Annotated in this window: 22 protein-coding genes; 14 read left to right on the plus strand and 8 right to left on the minus strand. The window is 65.2% G+C overall.

The window, feature by feature from the left end:
- Positions 1-6 precede the first annotated feature (6 nt).
- Positions 7-831 (minus strand): IclR family transcriptional regulator, encoded by an 825-nt coding sequence (locus ACQ4WQ_RS20600; protein ID WP_070218312.1) that lies wholly within the window; start codon positions 829-831, stop codon positions 7-9.
- A gap of 276 nt (positions 832-1,107) precedes the next feature.
- Between ACQ4WQ_RS20600 and ACQ4WQ_RS20605 the strand changes: the two genes are divergently transcribed.
- A complete protein-coding gene (locus ACQ4WQ_RS20605) occupies positions 1,108-3,087 on the plus strand; it encodes a TonB-dependent receptor plug domain-containing protein (RefSeq protein WP_436499594.1) in 1,980 nt (659 codons plus the stop codon).
- A 30-nt stretch (positions 3,088-3,117) separates the two neighbouring features.
- On the plus strand, positions 3,118-3,654 hold the full coding sequence (locus tag ACQ4WQ_RS20610) for a molybdopterin-dependent oxidoreductase (RefSeq protein WP_436499596.1): 537 nt from the start codon (positions 3,118-3,120) through the stop codon (positions 3,652-3,654).
- Positions 3,655-3,707: 53 nt separating this feature from the next.
- Here ACQ4WQ_RS20610 and ACQ4WQ_RS20615 read toward each other — a convergent pair whose 3' ends face one another.
- Genes ACQ4WQ_RS20615 through ACQ4WQ_RS20625 form a run of 3 tightly spaced genes read right to left on the minus strand, consistent with a single transcriptional unit; the run spans position 3,708 to position 6,603 of the window.
- The gene (locus ACQ4WQ_RS20615; protein WP_436499598.1) at positions 3,708-4,637 is read right to left on the minus strand and encodes an alpha/beta hydrolase; all 930 of its coding nucleotides are present in this window, start codon (positions 4,635-4,637) and stop codon (positions 3,708-3,710) included.
- Entirely contained in the window at positions 4,634-5,506 is an 873-nt protein-coding gene (locus ACQ4WQ_RS20620) for an alpha/beta fold hydrolase (RefSeq protein ID WP_436499600.1), read from the minus strand. Before ACQ4WQ_RS20620 ends, ACQ4WQ_RS20615 begins: the two co-directional genes overlap by 4 nt.
- A gap of 35 nt (positions 5,507-5,541) precedes the next feature.
- Positions 5,542-6,603: a sugar phosphate isomerase/epimerase family protein gene (locus ACQ4WQ_RS20625; RefSeq protein ID WP_436499602.1), complete on the minus strand. Its 1,062-nt coding sequence runs from the start codon at positions 6,601-6,603 to the stop codon at positions 5,542-5,544.
- Between the two features lie 140 nt (positions 6,604-6,743).
- Here ACQ4WQ_RS20625 and ACQ4WQ_RS20630 point away from each other — a divergent pair, with 140 nt between their 5' ends.
- A complete protein-coding gene (locus tag ACQ4WQ_RS20630; protein WP_436499604.1) occupies positions 6,744-7,352 on the plus strand; it encodes a TetR/AcrR family transcriptional regulator in 609 nt (202 codons plus the stop codon).
- Between the two features lie 16 nt (positions 7,353-7,368).
- Here ACQ4WQ_RS20630 and ACQ4WQ_RS20635 read toward each other — a convergent pair whose 3' ends face one another.
- Entirely contained in the window at positions 7,369-7,740 is a 372-nt protein-coding gene (locus ACQ4WQ_RS20635) for a flagellar basal body protein (RefSeq protein WP_436499606.1), read from the minus strand.
- Between the two features lie 204 nt (positions 7,741-7,944).
- Between ACQ4WQ_RS20635 and ACQ4WQ_RS20640 the strand changes: the two genes are divergently transcribed.
- From ACQ4WQ_RS20640 to ACQ4WQ_RS20660, 5 genes are all read left to right on the plus strand, one after another.
- Complete coding sequence (locus tag ACQ4WQ_RS20640; protein ID WP_436499608.1) at positions 7,945-9,096, plus strand: dienelactone hydrolase family protein; 1,152 nt, start codon at positions 7,945-7,947, stop codon at positions 9,094-9,096.
- A gap of 111 nt (positions 9,097-9,207) precedes the next feature.
- Positions 9,208-10,713: an NYN domain-containing protein gene (locus ACQ4WQ_RS20645; protein ID WP_436499610.1), complete on the plus strand. Its 1,506-nt coding sequence runs from the start codon at positions 9,208-9,210 to the stop codon at positions 10,711-10,713.
- A 99-nt stretch (positions 10,714-10,812) separates the two neighbouring features.
- Positions 10,813-11,430: a PAQR family membrane homeostasis protein TrhA gene (gene trhA, locus ACQ4WQ_RS20650; RefSeq protein WP_230505407.1), complete on the plus strand. Its 618-nt coding sequence runs from the start codon at positions 10,813-10,815 to the stop codon at positions 11,428-11,430.
- Between the two features lie 69 nt (positions 11,431-11,499).
- A complete protein-coding gene (locus ACQ4WQ_RS20655; protein ID WP_070304341.1) occupies positions 11,500-12,381 on the plus strand; it encodes a LysR family transcriptional regulator in 882 nt (293 codons plus the stop codon).
- A 23-nt stretch (positions 12,382-12,404) separates the two neighbouring features.
- On the plus strand, positions 12,405-12,629 hold the full coding sequence (locus tag ACQ4WQ_RS20660; RefSeq protein ID WP_436499613.1) for a hypothetical protein: 225 nt from the start codon (positions 12,405-12,407) through the stop codon (positions 12,627-12,629).
- Between the two features lie 17 nt (positions 12,630-12,646).
- Here ACQ4WQ_RS20660 and ACQ4WQ_RS20665 read toward each other — a convergent pair whose 3' ends face one another.
- Together ACQ4WQ_RS20665 and ACQ4WQ_RS20670 are read right to left on the minus strand one after the other, a co-directional pair.
- Entirely contained in the window at positions 12,647-15,532 is a 2,886-nt protein-coding gene (locus ACQ4WQ_RS20665; RefSeq protein ID WP_436499615.1) for a bifunctional diguanylate cyclase/phosphodiesterase, read from the minus strand.
- A 153-nt stretch (positions 15,533-15,685) separates the two neighbouring features.
- Positions 15,686-16,456 (minus strand): spermine/spermidine synthase domain-containing protein, encoded by a 771-nt coding sequence (locus ACQ4WQ_RS20670; protein WP_326457565.1) that lies wholly within the window; start codon positions 16,454-16,456, stop codon positions 15,686-15,688.
- A 156-nt stretch (positions 16,457-16,612) separates the two neighbouring features.
- Between ACQ4WQ_RS20670 and ACQ4WQ_RS20675 the strand changes: the two genes are divergently transcribed.
- From ACQ4WQ_RS20675 to fdhD, 6 genes are all read left to right on the plus strand, one after another.
- On the plus strand, positions 16,613-16,888 hold the full coding sequence (locus ACQ4WQ_RS20675; RefSeq protein WP_077402750.1) for a hypothetical protein: 276 nt from the start codon (positions 16,613-16,615) through the stop codon (positions 16,886-16,888).
- Positions 16,889-16,925: 37 nt separating this feature from the next.
- Entirely contained in the window at positions 16,926-18,077 is a 1,152-nt protein-coding gene (locus ACQ4WQ_RS20680) for a GGDEF domain-containing protein (RefSeq protein WP_436499618.1), read from the plus strand.
- A 310-nt stretch (positions 18,078-18,387) separates the two neighbouring features.
- Positions 18,388-19,470, plus strand: coding sequence for a calcium:cation antiporter (locus ACQ4WQ_RS20685; protein ID WP_086139585.1), 1,083 nt, complete (start codon positions 18,388-18,390; stop codon positions 19,468-19,470).
- A gap of 163 nt (positions 19,471-19,633) precedes the next feature.
- Positions 19,634-21,091 (plus strand): Ppx/GppA phosphatase family protein, encoded by a 1,458-nt coding sequence (locus tag ACQ4WQ_RS20690; RefSeq protein WP_436499756.1) that lies wholly within the window; start codon positions 19,634-19,636, stop codon positions 21,089-21,091.
- 93 nt (positions 21,092-21,184) lie between these two features.
- The gene (locus tag ACQ4WQ_RS20695; RefSeq protein WP_436499620.1) at positions 21,185-21,877 is read left to right on the plus strand and encodes a hypothetical protein; all 693 of its coding nucleotides are present in this window, start codon (positions 21,185-21,187) and stop codon (positions 21,875-21,877) included.
- A 68-nt stretch (positions 21,878-21,945) separates the two neighbouring features.
- Complete coding sequence (fdhD, locus tag ACQ4WQ_RS20700; RefSeq protein ID WP_436499622.1) at positions 21,946-22,773, plus strand: formate dehydrogenase accessory sulfurtransferase FdhD; 828 nt, start codon at positions 21,946-21,948, stop codon at positions 22,771-22,773.
- On the opposite strand, the gene ACQ4WQ_RS20705 is transcribed toward fdhD, so the two are convergent.
- Complete coding sequence (locus ACQ4WQ_RS20705) at positions 22,749-25,073, minus strand: FdhF/YdeP family oxidoreductase (RefSeq protein ID WP_436499624.1); 2,325 nt, start codon at positions 25,071-25,073, stop codon at positions 22,749-22,751. The genes fdhD and ACQ4WQ_RS20705 overlap by 25 nt on opposite strands.
- Between the last annotated feature and the right edge of the window lie 16 nt (positions 25,074-25,089).

The following is a 25,089-nucleotide window of genomic DNA, read 5'->3' on the forward strand; positions in this document are numbered from 1 at the left end:
CGCAGTCTAACCGCGGCCCAGGTTTTTTTCCACTGTCTTGACCAGGGCGACCAGGCGCGGTCCCAGGTCGGATTCGAGTTTTTCGCGCGACAGCAAAAAGGCGGGGCCGCCGCAATTGAAGGCCATCACCTGTTCCCCGTCGGCGCCCAGCATGGGCACGCCCACGGCATGCACGTCGTTCTGCCATTCGCCGGCCGAGATGCAAAAGCCCCGGTCCTGGTAATCCTTGAAGCCTTGCTCGATGCCGGCCTTGATGCGGGGCCAGCGTTCTGTCTCGTGCACGCGCGCATGGTCCATCAGGTAGTCGCGTTCGGCCTGCGGCAGGATGCACAGCAGGGCCTTGCCCATGGCGGTCGTCATCAGGGGAATGCGCGAACCGACGTCGAGGCGCAGCGTGACGTTGGCGCTGCTGCGGCACGTTTCCACGTAGACCATGCTGAGGCGGTCGCGCGTGCCCAGCGAGACGGACGCCTGCGCATGTTCGGCCAGCTCCTCCATCAGCGGGCGCGCCATCTTGCGCACGTCGAGGTTCGACAGCATGCGGTAGCCGAGGGCCAGCACGCCGGCGCCCAGCTGGTACTTGCCCAGGCTGTCCGAATAATTGAGGTAGCCGAGTTTGGTGAGGGTGTAGGTGAGGCGCGAAATCGTCGGTTTCGGGATGCCCGTGCGCTTGGCCATGTCCGCGTTCGACAGGAAGACTTCGCCGGGACGAAAGCACCGCAGCACTTCGAGGCCGCGCGCCAGCGCGTTGACGAACTGGCGGTCCTTGCCTTCTTCGTCATCGCTGAAGACGATGATTTCCGGATCTGCTGCGGCCTGAATATTTGTCATATTTGCATTCATTTTCTGGCTCCCTGGAAATCAGTTTGCCTAGCCGACTCGCGCATGTCAACCGTTTTGTGAAACATTCGTTCGCACAGCGAAATGGTGCGGTGCATGAAAAATCGCCGGAAAATTGACTTGCGCGCCCGTTTTGCCTCTCCCCGCTTGAGCATCGCTATATACGTCTGTATATTGCGATGTTGGGTGACGGCCGTCGCAGAGGCGGCCGCTTTTTTGCATATCGCTATATAAGACGATATATAACGATGGATGGAAGAATAAGCGATGTTGAAACAGGTAATGGTGGGCGCCGTGATGCTGGCGCTGGCGCAGCAGGCGGCTGGCAAGGAAGACGTGGATGCGGCGGTGCCGTTCGTGCTAGGCACGGTGACGGTGATCGGCCAGCGCGAGCAGGGCCAGGTGGAACAGCAGGTGGGTACGCAGGTGAGCCGTGCCGAGATGCGCCGCTTCAACCGCGACAACGTGGGCGACGCCCTCAATTTGCTGTCCGGCGTGTCGCTGTCGACCAATGCGCGCAATGAGAAAACCGTCGCCATCCGCGGCTTCGATGCGCGCCAGGTGCCGCTGTACATCGACGGCATTCCCGTCTACGTGCCGTATGACGGCTATGTCGATTTCAACCGCTTTACGACCAGCGACCTGGCTGCCATCCAGGTGGCCAAGGGATTCAGCTCCGTGGCCTACGGCGCCAATACCCTGGGCGGCGCCATCAACCTGGTGTCGCGCAAGCCGACGGCTTTGATGGAAGGCGATGCGTTAGTGGGATTTGGTTCAGGCAGCGAGCGCCAGGTGTCGGCCAACGTGGGCACGAACCAGGGCCTGTGGTATCTGCAGGCGGGAGTGTCGTACATCGACAGCGACGGCTTTCCCCTGTCGTCCGATTTCCACCCTACGGCCACGGAAGACGGCGGCATGCGCAATAACGCCTATCGCAAGGACCATAAGGTGTCGTTCAAGGTGGGTCTGACGCCCGATGGCGCGCATGCGGGCGATGAATATGCGCTCAGCTACTACAAGCAGCATGGCGAAAAGGGCCAGCCGCCATCGACGAATCCCGTTGGCGCGCGCTACTGGCAATGGCCATACTGGAACAAGGAAAGCGTGTATCTCGTCTCGCAGACGCGCCTGGGCCGGCAGGAACGCCTGAAACTGCGGTTGTACCACGACAGCTATGACAATGAAATCACCTCGTTCACCAATGGCAGCTACAGCACCATCAAGACCAGCGGCCAGGGCAGCGTCAGCGGCGGACGCAGCATCTATAACGACCGCACGAAGGGCGGCGCGGTGGAGCTCGAATCGTTCCGCCTGGCCGGGCACAGCCTGCGTTTTGTGGCCAGCTACAAGGCCGACGAGCACCAGGAACTCGACGCCAGGGGCGTCCGCACCACCTGGTACAAGGATGCCATGTGGACTCTGGGCGCGGAAGACAGCATCGCCCTGAACGCGGCGACGGAACTGTCGCTGGGCGCCTCGCGCAACGCGCTGCGCCCCGATACCGTCTACAGCGCCGGCAATGCGTATACCTTGCCGGAAAATCAATCGGCCACCGACCTGCAGGCGGGCCTGTTTTACAAAACCGGACTTGAATCGCGCGTATACGCCACCGTGGCGCGCAAGTCGCGCCTGCCGACCCTGAAGGACCGCTACTCGCAGCGCCTGGGCACATATATTGAAAACCCGGCCTTGCGCGCGGAAGAGGCAATGAATTATGAGCTGGGTTACCAGGCAACCGTGCGCGGGCTGGCGCTCGATGCCGCCCTGTTCTACAGCGACGTGAAGGACAAGATCCAGAGCGTGGCGAATGTGGCGGGCGTGCGCGCGCAGATGCGCAACGCGGGCAGGGCGCACATCAGCGGCGCGGAACTGGGCGTGCGCGGCAGTGTCGGCGCCTGGCTGGAGGTCGGTGGCAATTACACGTACACGGAGATGAAGAACGTCAGCGACCGCGCCATGCGCCTGACGGACGTTCCGCGCCACAAGCTGACGGCGCATGCCGTGCTGCACGCGGCACGCCAGGTCGACGTGGTGGCCATCGCGGAAGCGAACAGCGGACGCTGGGTGTCGAACACCCTGGAACTCGGTGGTTTTACGACGGTGAACCTGAAGGCCGTGTACCGCCCCTTGCCGGCCTTGAGCCTGGAAGCGGGCGTGGCGAACCTGGGCGACCGCAACTACGCGCTGGCCGACGGCTTTCCCGGCGCGGGCCGCACCTGGCTGGCCAATGCGCAATACCAGTTCTGATTTTTTGATTGTTCCATGAAAGGACACAGCATGTTGAAGAAAATATTCCTTGGTTTGGCTTCGGCCGCACTGCTGGCGGCAGCGCCCGCGTGGGCCGACCCGGCGCCCGCGCGCGACAACATGAGCCGCGCGCTCGCCGTCACGGGCATGGTGACAACGCCATTGACCCTGACGGTGGCCGGCCTGCGCCAGCTGCCGCCCGTGAATGGCGGGGAGCTCGCCGTCACGCGCCACAACGGCGACAAGGCCGAAACCATCACCAGTTACAAGGGCGTGCGCCTGCGCGACATCCTCGACAAGGCGGCGCTCGATGCGCCCGGCCACAACGATGTCAAGAAGCTCGCCATCATCGCCACGGCCACCGATGGCTATGCGGTGGTGTTTTCCTGGGGCGAGCTGTATAACTCGCCGGCCGGCGAGGGTGTGATCGTCTACTACGAAAAAAACGGCAAGGCGCTGGACGACAGCGATGGCGAAATCGCCCTCATCTCGGCCAAGGATATCCGCACGGGTCCGCGCCATGTGAAGTGGCTGAACGCCATCGAGGTGCGCAAGCTGGTGGAGTGATGCGCAGCTGATACTAAAAAACGCGCCGTGGAGCCATCCCCGGCGCGTTTTTTCTATGCCGCCAGCGCTTGCCGCATGGCCTTGCCCGCCACGTCGAACAGTCCCCGCGCCGCTGGCGTCAGGCCCGGCATGTGTATCGATGCATGGATCATGCCGTCGAGCTGCACGCATTGCGCCGCCACGCCGTCGTCGCGCAAATACCGCGCATACGCCATGCCCTCGTCATGCAGCGGGTCGTACTCGCATACCAGCACGGTGGCCGGCGGCAAGTCCTTGAGCGAGGCCGCCCGCAGGGGCGCCGCGTAAGGCTGCGCGCCTTCATCCGGTTCGTTCAGGTAGACCGACCAGCAAAAGCGCATCGCTTCCCGGGTCAGCGAATGACCTTCTGCATAGCGCTCGTACGAGTCCGTGTCGAAGGCGAAATCGAGCGCCGGATACAGCAGCAGCTGGTGCGCCAGCGCGGGACCGGCCTGGTCGCGCGCCATCAGGGCGGCGGCCGCCGCCAGATTGCCGCCCGCGCTGTCGCCGCCCACGGCCAGCCGGTTCGCGTCGATGCCCAGCGTCTCCGCCTGGTCGGCGACCCAGCACAGGGCCCGGTAAAAATCGTTCAACGGCACGGGGAACTTGTGCTCGGGCGCCAGCCGGTAGTCGACGGAAACGATCACGCAGCCGGTGGCGTTGGCCAGTGCGCGGCATGGATTGTCGTACAGGTCCAGCGAGCACAGACACCATCCGCCGCCATGCGCGAAGACGATGGCCGGCAGGGGCTGGCCCGTGTCCGCGCCGGCGGGCACGTAGGCGCGCACGGTGAGCGCATGCTCGCCCGGCACGATGTAGTCGCGCACCGACGCGACCTCTTCCAGCGGCCCGTGCAGCTGGCGCAGTCCCGTTTCCGTAGCCGCGCGCAGGTCCGCCAGCGAGGCGGGCGGCGGCGCATCTTTTATCTCTTCCAGCCAGGCGGCGATCAGCGGATCGAGGCTCATGCGGCTTCTCCGGCCAGGAAGGGCAGCAGGTGGGCGATGAACGCTTCCGGCTGTTCTTCCATGATGAAGTGGCCGCATTCAGCGACGATGGCGCCTTGCAGGATGTCCGCCTTGCCCTGCATGGTCAAGAGGGGCGCGTCATTGGTCGCATGGTCGGCGCCGATGGCCAGCACGGGCATGGCCAGGCTCTTTTTCGCCCGCTCCAGGTTTTGCCGGATGGTTTCGGGAATCGCCCGGTAGTAGGCGAAACCGGCGCGCAGGGCGCCCGGCGTGGCATAGGCGTCCGCATACACGTCGACGGCCACCTTGTCGCGGCGGTAGGACCAGCGGTCCAGGATGAAGCGGATGTATTCGCGTTCCTTGCCGGCCGTGAGCATTTCCGGCAAGTCCAGCACCTGGTTGAACATGAAGTGCCACAGGAAGATGTTGTCCGATGGCGCGACGAAGATCGGCGGCGCCGGCGCCAGGCCGGGGATCACGGCTTCCGTCAGCGCCAGTTTCGTCACGGCCTGCGGGAAATCGCTGGCCAGCGCATAGCCGACCCACATGCCGATGTCGTGGCCGACGACATCGTACTGCGCATGGCCCAGGGCCAGCATGGTGCGGTGCAGGGTGGCGGCGATGGCGCCCGTGTCGTAGCCGCCGGCCGGACGTTCCGAGTGGCCGCTGCCGGGCGGATCGATGGCGATCGCCTGGTAGCCATTGGCGGCCAGCGCGGCCATCACGTGGCGCCAGGCGTACCAGGTTTGCGGCCAGCCGGGGATCAGCAGCACGGGTTTGCCGGTGGCGGGACCAGCGATCACGCAATGCAGGCGCTGGCCGTCGATGCGCACGTAGTCGTGGGTGTAGCTGTCTTCGTTCTGATGCATGGTATGTCCTTGTATTGATTCAGTTAATTGCTTGATTAGTTGTGCGTGATGCCGAGCAGGGTATTGATCTGCTGCGCGCTGACGGGGGCGCCGGCGAAATCGTCGAAGATCTTGTCGGTCACGGGAATGATGTGGGCGTTGATGAACGCCACGCCTTCGCGCGCACCCACCTCCTGGTCCTTCAGGCAGCATTCCCATTCCAGCGTGGCCCAGCCCGCGTAATCGTTTTGCGCCATCTTCGAGAAGATCGCCTTGAAGTCGACCTGGCCGTCGCCCAGCGAACGGAAGCGTCCGGCGCGGTTTTCCCACGACTGGTAGCCGCCGTAGATGCCTTGCCGTCCCGTCGGATTGAATTCCGCATCCTTCACATGGAACATGCGGATATGGTCCTTGTAGATGTCGATGAATTCCAGGTAGTTCAATTGCTGCAGCACGAAGTGGCTGGGGTCGAACAGCATCTTGCAGCGCGGGTGGCGGCCCACGCGCTCGTAGAACATCTCGAAGCTGATGCCGTCATGCAGGTCTTCGCTCGGGTGGATTTCGTAGCACAGGTTGATGCCCTGTTCCTCGCACACGTCGAGGATGGGCAGCCAGCGGCGCGCCAGTTCGTCGAAGGCCGCCTCGATCAGGCCGGGCGGGCGCTGCGGGAACGGGAACAGGTACGGCCAGGCGAACGAGCCGGAGAACGTGCCCATGTCCGTCAGGCCCAGGCGTTTCGAAGCCATGGCCGCCAGTTTCACTTGTTCGATGGCCCACTCGGTGCGCGCCGCCGGCTGGCCGTGCAGGTGTGCCGGGGCGAAGCTGTCGCACAGCGCGTCGTAGGCCGGGTGCACGGCCACCAGCTGGCCGAGGATGTGCGTCGTCAGTTCGCTGATGACGAGGCCATGGCCGGCCAGCATGGCGACCAGGTCGTCGCAGTACTGCTGGCTGTGCGCGGCTTGCGCCACGTCGAACAGGCGCGCATCCCAGGCGGGGATCTGCAGGGCCTTGAAGCCCATGCCGGCCGCCCACTCGGCGATGGCGGGCAGGGTGTTGAAGGGCGCCGTGTCGGCGGCGAATTGTGCCAGGTGCAGGCTTGGTCCTTGGATGGTTTTCATATCGGCTCCTATTGTTTGTCGATCGACAAAGAATAGGCGAAATTTTCCCTTCGGTCAAGCCCGTGATGCAAAATAAATCGGGAACGCGCCGCGGGCGTCAGGCGTTATACTGGCCGCCACTTCGCAAGCAGAGGATCAAGATGGCAGGAAGACCGAGGGAATTCGACCGCGCGCTGGCGCTGGCAAAGGCGCGCGACGCGTTCTGGACGCGCGGCTATGAGGGCGTATCGATGGCGGACCTGGTGGCGGCGCTGGGCATCGCCTCGGCGCGCATCTATGCGGCGTTCGGTTCGAAGGAGCAGCTGTTCCGCGAAGCCGTGGAGCTGTATGAAACGGGAGAAGGCGCGTTTGCCGTGCATGCGCTGGCGGCCAGCCTGAACGTGCGCGATGCCGTGGCGCGCATGCTGGAAGAAGCCGTGCTGCTGTACACGCGCAGCGGCCAGCCGCAAGGCTGCATGGTGGTGACGGCCGCCACGAATACGAGCGCGGAAAACGCGGGCATCGCCGACTGGCTGGCGCAGCACCGGCGCGCGCGCACGCAAAGCGTCATCGAGCGCCTGCGCGCGGCGCAGCTGGCGGGAGAATTAAAAGCGCAGGCGGACGTGCAGGCGCTGGGTGACTACTATGCGGCCTTGCTGCACGGTTTGTCGGTGCAGGCGCGCGACGGCATTCCGGCCGAACGGCTGCTGGCGCTGATTGCGCCGGCGATGGCGCCATTGGCGCTGGAAATGCAAAAGCAGACTATCTAAGCGCTAGTGACCGTGCTTAAGTCTTGACGTCGATCAGGCTGCCCAGTGCCTGGTCGGCCGCCTTGACGACATTCGCCGATAAATTAAAACCGGCCTTGTAGACGAGGTTATCGGTCAGTTCGGAAGCGAGGCCCACGCCGTTCGGCCGGCTTTCCGCCGCCTTGGCCGCAGTCGCATTGGCGCCGCTGACGCTTTCGCTGGCGGCCAGCTTGCGCCCTTCGACGGAGAGCGTGACGCCCGTGCCGGCCGGGCTGGTTTCCTGGAACTGAGCTTGTTGCGGCTGGAAGCCCGGCGTATTCGCATTGGCGATATTGTTGGCGGCCACATCCAGCGCGCGCTGGTTGGCGGTCAGCCCCGAGGTACCGGTGGTGAGGGCGGATATGGACATGGCGACTCCTTCAGAAGGCTTCCAGTTTACTCCCGCCAGACGGAAAAGTGGTTGGTGCAAGGCAACAATTGTTCCCGCAGGTGCTAGCCGCAAAAAATAGGTGCGTCACGTAATTTTTTTATATTGTTCTGTGGCATTCCACTGTCTAGACTGGCAGGGAAGTCATCCACGGAGTCCGCCATTTTCCACCTGCTTCGCCCCATTTTGCTGGGCTTGCTGCTCAGCCTGCCTTGCCTGCCCCTGAAAGCCCAGCTTGTTCCCTCGCCTTTGCCGCTCGATGCGCGCCTGAACGAGCAGGTGATCATGGTGCCGGCCGGCGACGGCTTGCGCGAGGTGCTGGAAACGACGGTGTTCCGCCCTGCCGGCCCCGGCCCGTTCCCGCTGCTGCTGATGAATCACGGCAAGCAGGCCGGCCCGGCCCGGCTGCAGCCGCGCGAGCGCTTCATCTATATGGCCACCGAGTTCGTGCGCCGCGGCTATGCCGTGATGCTGCCCATGCGCGCCGGCTTTGCGCGCTCCACGGGCGCCTACCGCGATGCCGGCTGCGACATGCTGGGCAACGCCCAGGGCCAGGCGCGCGACATGCTGGCCGCGCTGGCGTATGCGCGCCGCCAGAGCTGGGTCGACCCGCAGCGCATCGTCGTCGCGGGGCAGTCGTATGGCGGCATGGCGGCGCTGGCGCTGGCCACGCGGATGGTGCCCGGCGTGCGCGGCGTGCTCAATTTTTCCGGCGGCCTGCGCGTCGACATGCCGGGCTGCGACTGGCAAGGGGCGCTGGCCAAGACCTTCGCCACCCTGGGCGCCTACAACCACATTCCCAGCCTGTGGCTGTATGGCGCGAATGATTCGTATTTTTCGCCGGCGCTGGCGCGGCGGATGTTCAATTCCTTTACCGGTTCCGGCGGCCGGGCGGAACTGCTGGCCTACGGTCCGTTCAAGCGCGACGCCCACCTGACCCTGGGCAGCCGCGACGGGGTGGCCGTGTGGCTGCCCGCCACCGAACGCTTCCTGCAGAAGATCGGCATGCCGGTGCGCCAGGTCTACCGCGTGGCCGAGGCGCCGTCGCCGCCCGCCACGCATTTCGCGCCGCAGGACGATATCGCCGCCGTGCCCTACCTGGAAGAGCAGGGCCGCGCCGCCTACCGCCTCTTCCTCGAGAAAACCGCGCCGCGCGCCTTTGCCCTGTCGGCCAGCGGCGCCTGGGGCTGGGCCGAGGAGGGCGAAAGTCCCGATGTGCGCGCACTCGCTTCGTGCCAGCGCCGCAGCAGCCTGCCATGCCAGCTGTATTCGGTCGATGAAAGCGTTGTTTGGCCGGTCGCCGGCGCCAGCGCCAGCGCCGCCGGCGGCGCGCAATAGGCCGCCGCGCACGATAGTTGTCGCCGAAACGGGGGATGGGCGAATATACTAGGCGAAAAGGGAAGCGTTGCGCTTCCCGTCCGCCCTTATCATCAGCGAGAATTCACCCTTATGGCGTCATCCCCAGAAAACCTCAGCATGGCCGTGTTTTGCGACTTCGAGAACGTCGCGCTCGGCGTGCGAGATGCAAATTACGAAAAATTCGATATCAAGCCCATCCTCGAACGCTTGCTGCTCAAGGGCAGCATTGTTGTCAAGAAGGCATATTGCGACTGGGACCGTTATAAAAGTTTCAAGGGCACCATGCATGAGGCGAACTTCGAACTGATCGAAATTCCCCACGTGCGCCAGTCCGGCAAGAATTCGGCCGACATCCGCCTCGTCGTCGATGCACTGGACCTGTGCTACACCAAGGCCCACGTGAACACCTTCGTCATCATCAGCGGCGATTCCGACTTTTCGCCGCTGGTGTCGAAACTGCGCGAAAACGCCAAGCAGGTGATCGGCGTGGGCGTCAAGCAGTCGACCTCCGACCTGCTGGTGGCCAATTGCGACGAATTCATTTTCTACGATGACCTGGTGCGCGAAAGCCGCCGCACGGCCGCCAAGCGCGACGCGCGCGAAACCCCGGCGGCCAAGCGTTCGCCCGACGAAGAAGTGCGCCGCAAGGAAAAATACGAGTCGCGCAAGACGGAAGCGATCGAAATGGCCGTCGCCACCTTCGACGCGCTCGTGTCCGAGCGGGGCGACAGCGGCAAGATCTGGGCCTCGATGCTGAAGGAAGCGATCAAGCGCCGCAAGCCGGACTTCAGCGAATCGTATTATGGTTTCCGCACCTTCGGCAACTTGCTGGAAGAAGCGCAGACGCGCGGCTTGCTGGAATTTGGCCGCGATGAAAAATCGGGCGCCTATGTCTACCGCAGCAGCGGCCTGGTGCCTGTCGCTGCGCCCGTGAACGGGGAAGCCGCCAGTGACGTCATCGCCAGCGGCGAAGCCGGCGTGACGGCGGAAGAGGGCAATCACCGCGATGGCGGCAGCCGCCGCGATTCGCGCCGCAATGGCCGTGGCGGCCGCAAGCAGAACGAGCAGCGCCGCGGCGAGTCCGCGCCACAGGCTTTCGTGCCGGTGGCCGACGCGGAGGCCGTCGTCGAGCAGTATGCGCCGGCGCCGCAGCCGGAAGCGCGGCACGAAGTGGCCGAAGCCGCCGCCGAAGCGGTGGTCGAGGTGGTGGCGGAAGAGGGCAACGCCAAGCGCGGTTCGCGCCGCAATGGCCGTGGCGGCCGCAAGAATGGCGATGGCGGCCGTGAAGCGCGCGCCGAGGTGGTCGAGGCAGCGGTGGAAGCCATGCCTGCGCCAGCGCCTGAACCGGTGCCCGAGCCGGTAGCCGAAGTGATCGTCGAAGCCGTTGCCGAAGCGAAGACCAAGGCCAAGCCGCGCACGCCGGCGCGCAAGACGGCAGCGGCGAAAAAGCCGGCCAAGAAGGCGGCCGACGCCGTGGCGGAAGTGATTGAGGCGGCGCCGGTGGAAGTGGCCGTCGTGGCGGAAGACAAGCCGGCCAAGGCGCCGCGCAAGACCCCGGCACGCCGTCCCGCGCGCAAGAAGGCGGAAGCGGCTTGATTGCAACCCCAAAGCAAGGACTGGGGTCGGACGGGGACGCCAAGTCCCTGAGGGTCCGATCCCGGAATTTTGCTGCGTCTCGATACGCTCGGCTTAAGCATGTACCACGGTGAACGGTTCAACAGCATTTCCCATACGGTGGGCGCCGCGCTGGCGGCCATCGGCGGCGTCATCCTGATCGTCGCGGCGGCCCGCACGGGCGACCCCTGGAAAATCGTCAGCTGCAGCGTGTATGCGGCCATGCTGCTGACCCTGTACCTGACTTCCACCCTGTACCACAGCGTGCGCGGCAAGGCCAAGGCCGTGCTGCAGCGGCTCGACCATTGCGCCATCTACCTGCTCATCGCGGGCACCTACACGCCCTTCATGCTGGTGACCCTGCGCGGGCCGTGGGGCTGGTCGCTGTTCGGTGTCGTATGGGGGCTGGCGCTGTTTGGCATCGTGCAGGAATATGTGTACGCGAAAGGCGCGCGCATCCTGTCGCTGGTGATTTACGTGGCCATGGGCTGGCTGATCGTCATCGGCATCAAGCCGCTGCTGGCGGCGCTCGAGTGGAACGGTTTCCTGTGGCTGGTGGCGGGCGGCCTCTGCTACACGGGCGGCATCGTCTTCTATGCCACCGACCACAAGCTGCGCCATGGCCACGGCATCTGGCACTTGTTCGTGCTGGCCGGCAGCAGCTGCCATTTTATCGCCATTTTGTTCTACGTTGCCTGACGTTGCCTGTAATCATCACTGTTGCCGCGATTCCATTATAATGGTGGGATATGTGAAATTAAGGCAACAATGGACATCAACTCGGACGACCTGAAAATCTTCGTCACCGTCATCGACAGCGGCACCCTGAGCGCGGCCGCCGTGCACCTGGGACAAACCACGTCGGGCGTCAGCCGCGCGCTGTCGCGCCTGGAAGACAAGCTGGCCACGTCGCTGCTGACGCGCACCACGCGGCGCATGGAGCTGACGGAAGAGGGGCAGCTGTTCCTGGACAAGGCGCGCGCCATCCTCGCCTCGATGGAAGACGTGGAAGAGTCGATCCGCATCCGCCGCCAGAAGCCGGCCGGGCGGCTGTCCGTCGATGCCGCCTCGCCCTTCATGCTCCACTGCGTGGTGCCCCACGTGGCCGAATTTCGCGCCATGTACCCGGACATCCGCCTGGAGCTGACCAGCAACGACCAGATCGCCGACCTGCTCGAGCACCGCACCGATATCGCCATCCGCATCGGCGCCCTGGTCGACTCGACCCTGCATGCGCGCGCGCTGACTGCCAGCCCGCTGCACGTGCTGGCCACGCCCGCCTACCTGGCGCGCCACGGCGAACCGGCCACGCCGGAAGCGCTGTCGGGCCATGCGCTGCTGGGTTTTGCCCAGTACGACCTGGGGAACAACTGGCCGCTGCGCCACGAAGCGGGCAACAGCCTGCAGATCGTGCCCGCGCTGGCCGCCTCCAGCGGCGAAACCCTGCGCCAGCTGGCCCTGCACGACCAGGGCATCGTCTGCCTGTCCGACTTCATGACGAAGGACGACATCGCCGCCGGACGCCTGGTGAAAGTGCTGCAGCCGTTCTACACGGGCTACCGCCAGCAGATCCACGCCGTCTACTACCGCAACACGCAGCTGGCGCAGCGCATCAGCTGCTTCCTCGAATTCCTGCAGCACAAGCTGTAGGCCCGGGCATGAAGGAAAAGCGCATGCAGTGTCCGACCTGTGGCGAATATGGCGACCTGGTGCATGCCACGGTCAAAAAAACGGGGCAGCGGGTGATCGTCTGCGCCGAATGCGACAATCTGTGGGCCGAGCCGGGCAGCGCGCCCGACATCGACGCCAGCGAGGGGTTGGCGGAGTTTCTGGCGGCAGCCGGCCTCGCTGACGACTGGAAGGAACTGGAACTGCTCGCCAGGCTGCCGCCGGGCTAGTCTGCGCGCACGCCGCGTCAGGCTATGGCGTTCCCTTCCTTCGTTTCCGCCCGCAGCAGCAGTTCCACCTCGTGCGCGGGCAGCGGGTGACTGAAGTAATAGCCTTGCGCCTCGTCGCAGCCATGGCGGCGCAGGTAATCGAGCTGCTCGGCCGTTTCCACGCCTTCGGCCACCACGCGCAGTTTCAGATTGTGCGCCAGGGCGATGATGGAGACGACGATGGCCGCATCGTCCGCGTCGCGCGCCACGTCGCCGACGAAACTGCGGTCGATCTTCAGCACGTCGATAGGGAAGGTGCGCAGGTAGGCGAAGCTGGAATAGCCGGTGCCGAAGTCGTCGATCGACAGCTGCACCCCGAGCGCCTTCATGTCGTGCAGCTGGCTGACGGCCAGCGCCACGTCGTGCATGAACAGGCTTTCCGTCAGTTCCAGTTCCAGGCAGGCGGGCGGCAAGCCCGTTTCCAGCAGCACTGCGGCGATCGAGGCGACCAGGTTCGGTTCGTTGAACTGGCGCGCCGACAGGTTCACGGCCAGGCGCAAGGTGTCCAGTCCCGCCGCATGCCAGCGTTTCACCTGCGCGCAGGCCTCGCGCATGACCCAGGCGCCGATCGGCACGATCAGGCCCGTATCCTCGGCCAGCGCGATGAAGCGCTGCGGCGCCACCATGCCCAGGTCCGGATGCTGCCAGCGCAGCAGCGCTTCCACGCCGACGATGCGCCCGCTGGCCAGGTCCACCTGCGGCTGGTAATGCAGCACGAACTGCTCGCGTTCGAGCGCGTTGCGCAGCGCCGTCTCGATGCGCAGGCGCTCCAGGGTGGCCTGGTTCATGGCCGTCGTATAGAACTTGATGTTGTTGCGGCCCTGTTTCTTGGCGCAGTACATGGCGATGTCGGCCTGCTCGATCAGGTTCTGCGTCTCGCCATTCAGGGTCACGTCGCCGGGCGCGTCGTAGCGCGACATGTCGTAGACGGCCACGCCGATGCTGCAGGTGACGAAGAATTCCTTGCCATCCAACAGTACGGGCTGGGCCACGGCATCCATCACGCGCTGCACGATGGCGGCGCTGAGCACTTCGTCGGCCTGTTCGCACAGGATGGCGACGAATTCGTCGCCCGACAGGCGCGCCACCGTATCGGTTTCGCGCAGGCTGGCCTGCAGCCGCGTGGCGATGGTTTTCAGCAGCAGGTCGCCGGCCTTGTGGCCGAGGCTGTCGTTGACGAACTTGAAGCGGTCGAGGTCGATCAACAGCACCCACAAGGCGCGGTTCTTGCGGCGCGACAGGGCCATCGCTTGCGCCAGGCGGTCGCGCAGCAGGGCGCGGTTGGGCAAGCCCGTCAGCACGTCGTGGTGGGCGATGTGCTGGATTTGCTGCTCGGCCAGCTTGCGTTCCGTGATTTCGGAACCCGTGCCCCGGTAGCCGCGAAATTCGCCCAGCTCGTTGAACAGCGGTTCGCCATTGATGCTGAACCAGCGCAGCTGGCCATCGCGGTCGTGCATCGCATATTCGAGGTTGGAAAAGGGCAGGTGCGCTTCCAGGTTGGCGATATGCTGCTTGCCCCAGCGCGAATTGCGCATTTCCGGGTTGTTGTCCCAGCGCGTCATGCCGATGAAGCGTTCCAGCGGCATGTTCGACTTGTCCGTGAATCCGCTGGTGATGTGGGTGAAGCAGAAGTTCACATCCTGTTCCCAGTACCAGTCCGAGGACAGGGCCAGCAGGCGGCGGAAGCGCTTTTCGCTTTCCTGCAGGGCGCGCTCCGTGCGCTGGCGCGCCCGCACGTCGGCGCTGAGCAGCTCGTTGCTGCGCTTGAGGTCGGCCGTGCGCTGCTCCACCAGCAGCTGCACGCGGCGCGAACGCTGCGTCAGCGACTGCACGAAGGCGGCCGTCAGCATGCTGAACAGCAAACCCGTGATCAGGGTGAACAGGGAACCCAGATGGTCGGCCAGGAAGGGGCGCGGATGGGCCACCACGCGCACATGCCACGGGCGGCCGGCGGAAATGAAGGCCCGGTCATAGTGGCTGTGGTAGGCGAAGTGCAGCCAGCGCGGCAGCGATTCCCAGGCGCCGTCCGGCTCGTCTGCAGGCGCCCGGCCATGCCGGAAGATCAATTGGCGCGGGTCGGCGCCGGCGTCGGCGTAGACGCTCAGTTCAAGCTGCGGGTCGCCCAGCAGGTCGGCGCCGGCGAGGATTTTCTGCACCAGTTCCCCGGCCCGCACGATGACCGCCGTATCGCCGATCAGTGCCGCGCGCCGCTGCTGCACCGTCTGCAGGGGCACGCCGTGGCGGTACACGGGACGCACGATGACGAAGCCCTGCTGCGGTCCCTGCGCCAGGGCCAGCAGGCCGGTGGCGGTGGTCTGGCCGCTGATGATGGCCTGTTCCAGCGCGCGCGCCAGCACGCCGTTCGGGCTGACGTTCAGGCCGAAGGCGGGGCCGTTGCCCTGCATGGGTTCGAGGTAATCGACCACTAGGTAGGTGGCGCGCGTCGTCGCGGGCACGATGACGCCATCGCGCATTTCCGTCATGGCGTAATCGGGGACGATGCGCCGCAGCCCGGCCTCGAAGGCATCGCGCTGGGCATGCGGCACGATACGGTGGAAATTGAAGGCCTGGATGAACGGGTGGCGCTGCAGCAGCGGCGTGGTGAAGGCGTGGAACTGCTCGCGCGTGACGGGCACGACGGCGGCAAACAGCTGGTTCGTCGTCGTCAGCACCTCGACGGCGTCGTCGAGTCCCTGCTCGATGGCGGCCACCCTGGCGCCGGCGCGCTGCTGCAGGCTCAGGCTCATCTTGTCGTATTCGAGCTGGCTGATGGCGACGAACAGCACGGCCGTCACGCTGACGCCGCAGGCGAAGGTCAGCGCGGCCGCGGCGGAAATCGACAATGGCAGGCGGCCACGCAGCATGGGTTTTCCTATCTCACTTCATGGACACAATTGCTCGGCAGCACCTGCGGGCCCGCGCAGGCCGTAGTTTGTCATAAACCACATCCATCATGCGAATTTTGCACCAGATCGCTGCTAATAAGCAACAATATCTATGGCCATGGCGGGCGACTATCAGTTGTTGCGTGCGCTTGATTGCCGACGCAGGCGCCACAGTTGCCATGCCGGCAGCAGCCGGTTCAGGAAAGCCAGGCCCGCGGCGCGGCGCCAGCGCACCAGGCGCACGACGCGCAGGGCGCGGCCCGCCCCGAGCTTGTCCGGCCTGGCGGCGAAGATGATGCGGTTGTTGCCGGCGATGCCGTCGAAGTGGCACACGGCGCCGCGGAAGGTGAGCATCAGGCGCGCCAGCATGGCGGGATAGTGCTCGTCATAACTGAACAGGTTGGCCACCAGCACGCCGCCGGGAAGCAGGGCGCGCAGGCAGTCCGCATAGAAGCGCGCGCTCCCCAGGGCGGGCGGCAAGCCCGTTTCGTCGTAGCCGTCGAGCAGCAGCACGTCGGCGCAGCCCGGATGCTGGCGGATATAGCTGACGGCATCCGTTTCGATGATGCGCAGGCGCGCGTCGTCGGGCGGCAGCATGAACTGCTCGCGCAGGGCGATCACGTCGGCGCGCAATTCCAGCACCGTGATGCGGGTATCGGGCAGGTGGCGGTGGCAGAATTTCAGCAGCGAACCGCCGCCCAGTCCCACCATCAGGATGTGCCGGGGGCGCGGCACGAACAGGGTAAAGCACATCATGGCGCGCGCATAGCGCAGCAGCAGATGGTCGGGGCGCGACAGCAGCATTTCGCTCTGGATCATGCCTGGCTGGAATTCCAGGCGGCGCCGGTCGCCACAGGTATGCACCTGCGGGGCAAGCGGGGTGGTGCTTCTGTTTTCCGGCATGGGGCGACTTCGCTGAGTGGACTGGGGGAGATGCTTTGTTGCATTCAGAGAAATCTGATAAGCTCCCGTGAGCATACCCGATTAATCCGCGCCGAGCATGCGTAATGAACGGCGCGCGGCGGCATGGCCGCGCAGTCGGGCACCATGGAGACAAGCATGTTTTTGGATCACCCCATTATTACGGCGACGAACAGTTTTACGGAGCCTGACCGCATCGAACGGCTGACGCGCGTGTACGGTTATGCGGCGGCGCTTGCCGACCAGGCCGCCAATCTCGGATTCATTGAAAAAGTGGCGCAGATCCACGATCACAAGGGCACCCTCATCGTGTTCTGGCACGAGGCGCCCAGCGAAGTGGAAAAGCAGTATTTCGTGCAGGCCTGGGCCAGCAAGATCGGCGACGGCAGCACCAATGTCGAACACGAAATCTGAACCAGCGTGCCGCGGCGGCGCGGCGATGGCGTAGCCCATGGATATCAAGACCCTGGTACTGGCCCTGGCGCTTGGCAACCTGAGCCTGTGCGCGGCCCTGTTCTTCTTCGAATACGAGCGCAAGAAGTCGCTCAGCATGTCCACCTGGGCGGTGGCCAAGCAATGCCAGGCCATCGCCTGGTGTCTGCTGTATTTCCGCGGCGTGCTGCCCGATTTCCTCTCCATCCTGCTGGGCAACAGCCTGCTGTTTGCCGGCATGGCGCTCGATGCGGGCGCGCTGTGGCAGGCGGCCGGGCGCAGCGGCTGGCGCCGCTACATATTGCCGGCGCTTGGCGCGGCGATCGGCCTGTTTGCCGCCTGCTACCTGTTCGACGTGGCGCCGCTGTTGCGCAGCGCCGGCGGTTCGCTCATCGTGGCCGGTTTTTTCCTCGCCGGCGTGGCCGCGCTGTGCCTCAAATGGCGCGAGGCGAGCATGCTGCGCCGCTTCCTCGTCGTCAGCATGGGCATTTTGTCGCTGCTGATCGCCGCGCGCGGCGTGCTTGCCGCCGCCGTCCCCGGTTTCGATGCGGAGCTGATGCAGCTGGCCGGCTTCGGCGCCCTGTACCTGATGATGCTGACGAATGCCTTCGGCTATCTGTTGCTGTCGCGCGAAAAACTGGGCGGCGAGCTGGCGCGCCTGGAAGTGCTCGATGCGGCCACGGGCGTGCCGAACCGGCGCGGCTTTTACCAGGCGCTGGCGCCGTGGATGGCGCTGGCGCGCCGGCCCGGCTTGCCGACGGCGCTGGTGGTGCTCAATATCGACCACTTCAAAAGAGTCAACGACAGCTATGGCCATCCGGTGGGCGATGCGGTGCTCAAAACCATCGTAGATACGTGCCGCCAGCAATTGCGCGACAGTGACCTGATGGGCCGCCTGGGCGGCGCCGAATTCGCCATCCAGCTGCCGCGCACCACCCTGGCCGATGCGCTGATGGTGGCCGAGCGCATCCGCGCCGCCGTCGAAGCGCTGCCCGTCAAGACGGAACGCGCCGTGCTGCAGCTGACGGCCAGCCTGGGCGTGACCACCATCCGCGCCGAAGACAGCACCGTCAGCCTGTTCAAGCGGGCCGACGAGGCGCTGCAGGCGGCCAAGCAGGCGGGCCGCAACAGGGTGGTGGAGGCGCAGGGCGCCAGCACCCTCGATATCTAAACCGGATTATTTCTTGCGCGAGCCCAGCCTCGGTGCCGGGAAGGCGGACTCTGCACTATGACGGCGGCAGCAAGCAAAAAAGACAAGAAAATTGCAACGGCATGTTACCAAAGGGACTATAGTTACTGGTAGCAAGCAGGTGCACTCTGGCAAGGTGATTGAAGGGCGGGCCAGGCGCGGGTCGCCGTCACTCGAGATGTGTATTCCCTAACTTGTATTTAAGCTAGGCAAGTTATGCTGTGGGGTGCACGCTAGGCTCCTCTTGTCGTCCGCACCGCAGTTCCCCTTTCTTACTCTTGCCAGGCTCATAATGAAAATGCTCAAATCCCTGCCTGTTTGGCCGCTCGCCGCCCCGCTTGCCGGCTGGTTGTTCCTGTTCGGTTCCACCTTCAATCTCGGCGGCGCCTATCAGATTCTGCTCGTGGCTGGCCTGATCGGCAGCGTGCTGGCCGCCGTGTACCACGCGGAAGTGGTCGCGCACCGCATCGGCGAACCGTACGGCACCCTGGTGCTGGCGCTGGCCGTGACCCTGATCGAGGTGGCGCTGATCGTCTCGCTGATGCTGGCCGGCGGGCCGGAAACGACGGGCCTGGCGCGCGACACCGTATTTGCCGCCATCATGATCATCTTGAACGGCATCGTCGGCATCTGCCTGCTGCTGGGCGCCGGGCGTCACCGCGAGCAGAGCTTCGGCCTGCTGGGCGTGAGCGCATCGCTGGCCACCCTGGCGGCGATCGCCATCCTGACCTTGGTGCTGCCGAACTACACCTCGAGCGCCGCCGGCCCGTACTACAATTCCAGCCAGCTCATTTTCATCGCCGTGATCTCGCTGGTCCTGTACGGCACGTTCGTGCTGGTGCAGACGGTGCGCCACCGCGACTACTTTCTGCCCAAGGAAGCCGTCGGCGATGAAGAGGTGCATGCGGCGCCGCCCACGCCCACCGTCGCCTGGGTCAGCGCCGGTGCGCTGCTGGTGTGCCTGGGCGCCGTGGTGCTGCTGGCCAAGTCGCTGGCGCCCGCGCTGGAGACGGCGATCGCCGCCATGGGCGCGCCGAAAACCCTGGTCGGCATCGTCATCGCCGCCATCGTGCTGCTGCCCGAAGGCCTGGCCGCCGTGCGCGCCGCGCGCGCGAATCGCCTGCAAACGAGCTTGAACCTGGCGCTCGGTTCCGCGCTGGCCAGCATCGGCCTGACGATACCCGCCGTGGTGGTGGTGTCGCTGGCCACGGGCCTGACGATTACGCTGGGACTCGATATCAAGTCGACGGTGCTGTTACTGCTGTCGCTGATGGTCGCCACCCTGTCGCTGGGCACGGGCCGCACCACGGTCATGCAGGGCACGGTACACCTGGTGATTTTCGCCGTGTATCTCTTCACGACCATCGTCCCGTAAGCTGCCGCACGGCTGCCGTTTTGTCACAATCCTGTCACGCCGCTGTCATACGATGAGGGTAGTGTGGTAGGATTTTTAAATCGTTTAAATGATTTATATAGTTTAGCAACTGAATTTGCCAACTTTTTCAGTTGGCACAGTCATGACAAGACAAGAGGCCAGTATGTATGCAGCGGTGGACCTGGGGTCCAACAGTTTTCGTTTACACGTCGGCAAGCATGATGGCGACACCATCCGCGTGGTCAAGAGCGTGCGCGATCCGATACGCCTGGCCGCCGGCCTGGACGCCAATGGCGACCTGACCGAAGCGGCCATGCAGGGCGCGCTGGCCTGCCTGCAGCGCTTTCGCGCCATCCTCGCCGGTTTCGAGCTTGAAGCCGTGCGCGTGGTGGCCACATCGGCCATGCGCGTGGCGCGCAACGGCGCCGTCTTCCTGCCGCTGGCCGAGCAGGCCATCGGCTACCCGATCGAAATCATTTCGGGCGAGGAAGAGGGGCGATTGATCTACATGGGCGTGGCCAATGCGCTGGCCATTCCCGGCGAACGCCGGCTGGTGATGGACATCGGCGGCGGTTCGACCGAACTGATACTGGGGCGCGGCAACGATATCGAACGCGTCGAATCCTTCAGCCTGGGCACCGTCAAGCAAAGCCTGTCGTTCTTCATCGGCGGACGCATCGATGCGCCGTCGTTCGAGGCGGCCATCCTGTCGGCGCGCAGCCATTTCGAGGATGCCGCGCCGCCATACCGCCCGCAGCACTGGAAGACGGCCTACGGCTCTTCCGGCACCATCCGCACCATCGCCGACATCATCGCCCGCAACAAGCTTGGCGACGGCTTGCTCACCAGCGTCAGCCTCGATGCGCTGGCGCGCCGCTTCATCGAACTCGGTCACACCAGCCGCATCGACATGCCCGGCTTGCGCCCCGACCGCGCCAGCACCATCGTCGGCGGCCTGGCCATCTTGATCGGCCTGTTCCGCGAACTGGCCATTCCCGCCATGACGCCGATCGAGGCGGGCCTGCGCATGGGCGTGATGTGGGACCTGTACCTGCGTTCGACCAAGCGCGACCGCCGCGAACAGTCGGTGCAGGGCTGCATGGAGAAATTCCATATCGACCAGCAGCGCGCGGGCCGGGTGGCCGAGCAGGCGCTGGCCATGTACGCGCAGCTCAAGCCCACGTCTGACGCCCTGGTGAAATGCCTGCGCTGGAGCAGCCTGCTGCACGAAGTGGGCCTGGCCGTGTCGCAGACGGGCTACCACAAGCACGCATCCTATATCGTGGAAAACGCGGACTTGCCCGGTTTTACCACGCGCGAACAGAAGACCATGAGCCGGCTGATCCTGGCGCAGAAGGGCAACTTGCGCAAGATCGGCGAGGTGCTGTCCGACCCCGATTTCGCCAAGGCCGTGCTGGCGCTGCGCCTGTCGATTCTGCTCATGCATGCGCGCATCGAGGCCGATTTCAGCGAACTGCGCCTGCGCATGAAGAACCGCATCGAACTCGACATCAAGCGCGGCTGGGTGGCGCATCATCCCACCGTGTCGTTCTGGATCGAGAAGGAGCAGGAATTCTGGGATGAGGTCGGCGTCGATTTCACCATCCGCGCCAGCGCCTAAAAGGTCATGACATGCGCATGACTTGATGTGCAGCAAGCAAGATTTCAAAAAACAGTATATATTGTTTATATTATTTATTAGATTGGAGAATTCATGACCAAAACCACCCCGGCGAAAAAGGCCGACAGCGCGCCCGTGTCGATGTTCCCGACCAGCGCATCGATCAATGCGGCCAAGGCCGCACCGGCCGCCAAGCCTGCTGCCGTCAAGCCTGCAGCCAAGCCGGTGGCCAAGGCCGCCGTCAAGCCAGTGGCCGTCAAGCCAGTGGCCGCCAAACCGGCCGCTGCGAAACCTGTGGCCGCCAAGCCCGCCGCCGCCAAGGCGCCTGCCGCCAAGCCGGCGGCCAAGGCCGTCGTGGCCAAACCTGTCGCCAAGGCCGCTGCCAAGCCGGCCGCCAAGGCGGCAGTAAAAGCCGTTGCCAAGCCAGCGGCCAAGGTTGCGGCAAAGCCCGCCGCCAAGCCGGCAGCGAAAGCCGCCGTCAAACCGGCTGCCAAGGCCGCCGCCAAGCCTGCGCCAGCGAAAAAAGCGCCGGTTGCCAAGGTCGCCGCCGTCAAGGAAAAAGCCCGCAAGCCGAAACTGGTGCGCGACAGCTTCACCATGCCGGAAGCGGAATACGAAGTCCTGGGCCAGGTCAAAAAAGCCTGTCTGAAGGCCGGTTTCGAGATCAAGAAAAGCGAATTGCTGCGCATCGGCGTGGCGCTGATCAGCCAGATCGACCTGGCCACGCTGCAAAACGTGCTGGCCGGCTTGCCGCAGCTGAAAACGGGCCGTCCGAAGAAGGATTGATGGCGCGGGCAGGGGCCGCCCCCTGCCTGGCCGTTCTGGTTTACCATGGGGCCTGTGATAGTTCCCCCATGGTTGCCATGTCAGAAGATACCAATACCGAACGCGCCGGCTTCGTCGAGCGCGCCATCGTCCGCCATCGCGCGGGCCAGTCCACCGATGCCATCGACCACGTCGCCGAGGAAGTCCCCGTCGCGCTGGTCTTCAACGGCATTTCCCACGTCGTCATGATGGCCACGCCGCGCGACCTGGAAGCATTCGCGTATGGCTTCGCGCTGACGGAAGGCGTGGTGGCATCGGCTGCCGCCATCTTCGATTGCGAAGTGTTCCTGCGTCCCGATTCCGCCGAAGTGGCTTTGACCATCGCGCAGGAGGATTTCGTGCGCCTGAAGGACCGGCGGCGCCAGCTGACGGGCCGCACGGGCTGCGGCGTGTGCGGCATCGACAGCATCGACATGCTCGACTTGCGGCCCGCGGCGCTGCCGCCATCCCTGATCCGCGTCGACTTGCCCGCCGCGCTGGCGCGCGCATCAAGCGGCTTGCGCGAGCATCAGGCGCTGATGCGGGAAACGGGCGGCGTGCACGCGGCCGCGTGGTGCACGCCCGAGGGCGACATCGTGCACGTGTTCGAGGATGTCGGCCGCCATAATGGCCTCGACAAGCTGATCGGCCATTTGGCACTGAGCGGGGCGGACATGCGGCGCGGCTTCGTCTTCCTGTCCAGCCGCGGCAGCTACGAGCTGGCGCGCAAGGCGGCGCGCATGCAGATTCCCTTGCTGGCGACGATATCCGCTCCCAGCTCGCTGGCCATTTCCATCGCCACGCAGGCGGGCATGAAGCTGGCGGGCTTCTGCCGCCAGGATGCATACGTCGATTACACGCCCGGCATCGCCTTGTAGCTTGCGCTGCGTTCCAGCAGCACGGGCACGGACTTCGACGTGGGCGTGCCGGTGCCGTCGGCCGTGCTGGCCAGCGGCACCAGCGCATTCGTTTCCGGATAATACGCACCCAGGCAGCCGCGCGGGATGTCGTAGGCCACCAGGCGGAAACCGTCGGCGCGGCGCGCCACGCCATCGTCCCAGGCGCCTATCATATCGACCATGTCGCCATCCTTAAAACCCAGCATGGCGATATCGGCCGCATTGGCGAAGACGACCTTGCGCGTGCCGTACACGCCCCGGTAGCGGTCATCCATGCCGTAGATGGTGGTGTTGTACTGGTCGTGCGAGCGGGTGCTCATCAAGACCATCAGGCGCTCGCCGTGGCGCTTGCGGGCGCGGTGCAGCGGCGTGTCGAGGTCCAGCGGGGCGACGAGGAAGCTGGCCTTGCCGCTGGCCGTCTTCCACAAGCGCTCGCGCGAGGCCACCGTCAGATGAAAACCGCCCGGCTGCGCCACCCTGGCGTTGTAGTCGTAAAAATCGTCGAACACCTTTTCGATATCGTCGCGGATGCGCGCATAGTCGGCCGCGTACGCGCGCCAGTCGACCAGATTGCTGCCCACCGCCGCTTCGGCCATGCCGGCCACGATGGCCACTTCCGAGCGCAGCTGCGGCGAAGCGGGCGCATTGCGGCCGTACGAGATATGCACCATGCTCATCGAGTCTTCCACCGTCACGCCCTGCGCCACGCCGTGCTGCAGATCGATCTCCGTGCGCCCCAGGGTGGGCAGCAGCAGGGCTTCCTTGCCGATGACCAGGTGGCTGCGATTGAGCTTGGTCGCCACCTGCACCGTCAGCGCGCACTGGCGCAGCGCGGCGCAGGTGACGGGCGTATCGGGCGTGGCGGCGGCGAAATTGCCGCCCAGCGCGATGAACACCTTGACGTCGCCGCGCTGCATGGCTTCGATGGTGGCCACCACGTCGTGGCCGTGCGCGCGCGGCGGAGTAAAACCGTACACCTGGCCCAGGCGGTCGAGGAAGGCGCTTGTCGGCTTTTCCTCGATGCCCACCGTGCGGTCGCCCTGCACGTTGGAGTGGCCGCGCACGGGGCATAATCCGGCGCCCGGCTTGCCGATCTGGCCGCGCAGCATCATCAGGTTCGACAGCATGCGGATGGCCGCCACGCTGTGCTTGTGCTGCGTCAGGCCCATGCCCCAGGTGGCGATGATGCGCTGGCCCTTGACGACAATGTCCGTCAATGCCTCGATCTGCGCGCGCGCCACGCCCGACTCCCGCACCAGCAGTTCCCAATTCTCCGCGCGCAGGTCGTCGCGGAAGGCGTCGAAACCGCTGCAGTGCTCAAGAATGAAAGCGTGGTCGATGACGGCGGGCCCGCCTGCCGCCTGCGCCGCATCGTCATGCTCGACGACGCGCTTGGCGACGGCCTTGATCAGGGCGAAGTCGCCGCCCAAGGTCGGTTGCACGAACAGGCCGGCCAGGCGCGTGCTGCCCAGGGTCGCCATTTCCCGCGCGCTTTGCGGGTCCATGAAGCGCTGCAAGCCCCGTTCGCGCAGGGGATTGATGGAGACGATGCTGCCGCCGCGGCGCGCGCACTCGCGCAGTTCGCCCAGCATGCGCGGGTGGTTGGTGGCGGGATTCTGGCCGAAAATCAGGATGGTGTCGGCCAGTTCGAAGTCGTCCAGGGTCACCGTGCCCTTGCCGACGCCCACGGTGGCCGGCAGGCCTCGGCTGGTCGCCTCGTGGCACATGTTGGAGCAGTCGGGGAAGTTATTGGTGCCGTACAGGCGCGCCATCAGCTGGTACAAAAAGGCCGCTTCGTTGCTGGCGCGGCCCGACGTATAGAACGCGGCCTGGTTGGCATCGGGCAGGGCGCGCAGGTGGCGGCCCACGAGGGCGTAGGCGTCGTCCCAGGCGATGGGCACGTAGCGGTCGCTGGCGGCGTCGTAGACCATCGGTTCGGTCAGGCGGCCGTGCTGCTCGAGCGCGTAGTCCGATTGTTCCAGCAGCTGCGTGACGGTGTGGCTGGCAAACAGTTCCGGGCCGGCGCGGCGGCTGGTCGCTTCGGCGGCGACGGCCTTGGCGCCGTTTTCGCAAAAGGCGAAGGTGGACGCGTGGTGGCGGTCGGGCCAGGCGCAGCCGGGGCAATCGAAGCCGTCCGGCTGGTTTTGCGCCAGCAGCGCCTTCAGATTCCCGGGTGCGACGCGCTCCTGGCGCAGGCTGATGGCCACGTGTTTCAAGGCGTCCCAGCCGGCGACAGGCTTGGCGTAGGGCGTGATGTGGACGGCGTCGGTGTCTTTCATGGGCTCTTTCGGCTGG

Origin of the sequence: Janthinobacterium goodfellowi, from assembly GCF_051380695.1 — a bacterium.
Lineage (GTDB): Bacteria > Pseudomonadota > Gammaproteobacteria > Burkholderiales > Burkholderiaceae_D > Janthinobacterium.

Excerpts from the sequence above, each read along its gene's own strand:
- ACQ4WQ_RS20610 (WP_436499596.1), top strand. The coding sequence starts at position 3,118 with ATGTTGAAGAAAATATTCCTTGGTTTGGCTTCGGCCGCACTGCTGGCG.
- ACQ4WQ_RS20635 (WP_436499606.1), bottom strand. The coding sequence starts at position 7,740 with ATGTCCATATCCGCCCTCACCACCGGTACCTCGGGGCTGACCGCCAAC.
- ACQ4WQ_RS20620 (WP_436499600.1), bottom strand. The coding sequence starts at position 5,506 with ATGCATCAGAACGAAGACAGCTACACCCACGACTACGTGCGCATCGAC.
- ACQ4WQ_RS20605 (WP_436499594.1), top strand. The coding sequence starts at position 1,108 with ATGTTGAAACAGGTAATGGTGGGCGCCGTGATGCTGGCGCTGGCGCAG.
- ACQ4WQ_RS20685 (WP_086139585.1), top strand. The coding sequence starts at position 18,388 with ATGAAAATGCTCAAATCCCTGCCTGTTTGGCCGCTCGCCGCCCCGCTT.
- ACQ4WQ_RS20655 (WP_070304341.1), top strand. The coding sequence starts at position 11,500 with ATGGACATCAACTCGGACGACCTGAAAATCTTCGTCACCGTCATCGAC.
- ACQ4WQ_RS20645 (WP_436499610.1), top strand. The coding sequence starts at position 9,208 with ATGGCGTCATCCCCAGAAAACCTCAGCATGGCCGTGTTTTGCGACTTC.
- ACQ4WQ_RS20675 (WP_077402750.1), top strand. The coding sequence starts at position 16,613 with ATGTTTTTGGATCACCCCATTATTACGGCGACGAACAGTTTTACGGAG.
- ACQ4WQ_RS20660 (WP_436499613.1), top strand. The coding sequence starts at position 12,405 with ATGCAGTGTCCGACCTGTGGCGAATATGGCGACCTGGTGCATGCCACG.
- ACQ4WQ_RS20670 (WP_326457565.1), bottom strand. The coding sequence starts at position 16,456 with ATGCCGGAAAACAGAAGCACCACCCCGCTTGCCCCGCAGGTGCATACC.
- trhA (WP_230505407.1), top strand. The coding sequence starts at position 10,813 with ATGTACCACGGTGAACGGTTCAACAGCATTTCCCATACGGTGGGCGCC.
- ACQ4WQ_RS20615 (WP_436499598.1), bottom strand. The coding sequence starts at position 4,637 with ATGAGCCTCGATCCGCTGATCGCCGCCTGGCTGGAAGAGATAAAAGAT.
- ACQ4WQ_RS20695 (WP_436499620.1), top strand. The coding sequence starts at position 21,185 with ATGACCAAAACCACCCCGGCGAAAAAGGCCGACAGCGCGCCCGTGTCG.
- ACQ4WQ_RS20625 (WP_436499602.1), bottom strand. The coding sequence starts at position 6,603 with ATGAAAACCATCCAAGGACCAAGCCTGCACCTGGCACAATTCGCCGCC.
- ACQ4WQ_RS20600 (WP_070218312.1), bottom strand. The coding sequence starts at position 831 with ATGACAAATATTCAGGCCGCAGCAGATCCGGAAATCATCGTCTTCAGC.
- ACQ4WQ_RS20690 (WP_436499756.1), top strand. The coding sequence starts at position 19,634 with ATGTATGCAGCGGTGGACCTGGGGTCCAACAGTTTTCGTTTACACGTC.
- ACQ4WQ_RS20705 (WP_436499624.1), bottom strand. The coding sequence starts at position 25,073 with ATGAAAGACACCGACGCCGTCCACATCACGCCCTACGCCAAGCCTGTC.
- ACQ4WQ_RS20665 (WP_436499615.1), bottom strand. The coding sequence starts at position 15,532 with ATGCTGCGTGGCCGCCTGCCATTGTCGATTTCCGCCGCGGCCGCGCTG.
- fdhD (WP_436499622.1), top strand. The coding sequence starts at position 21,946 with ATGGTTGCCATGTCAGAAGATACCAATACCGAACGCGCCGGCTTCGTC.
- ACQ4WQ_RS20630 (WP_436499604.1), top strand. The coding sequence starts at position 6,744 with ATGGCAGGAAGACCGAGGGAATTCGACCGCGCGCTGGCGCTGGCAAAG.
- ACQ4WQ_RS20680 (WP_436499618.1), top strand. The coding sequence starts at position 16,926 with ATGGATATCAAGACCCTGGTACTGGCCCTGGCGCTTGGCAACCTGAGC.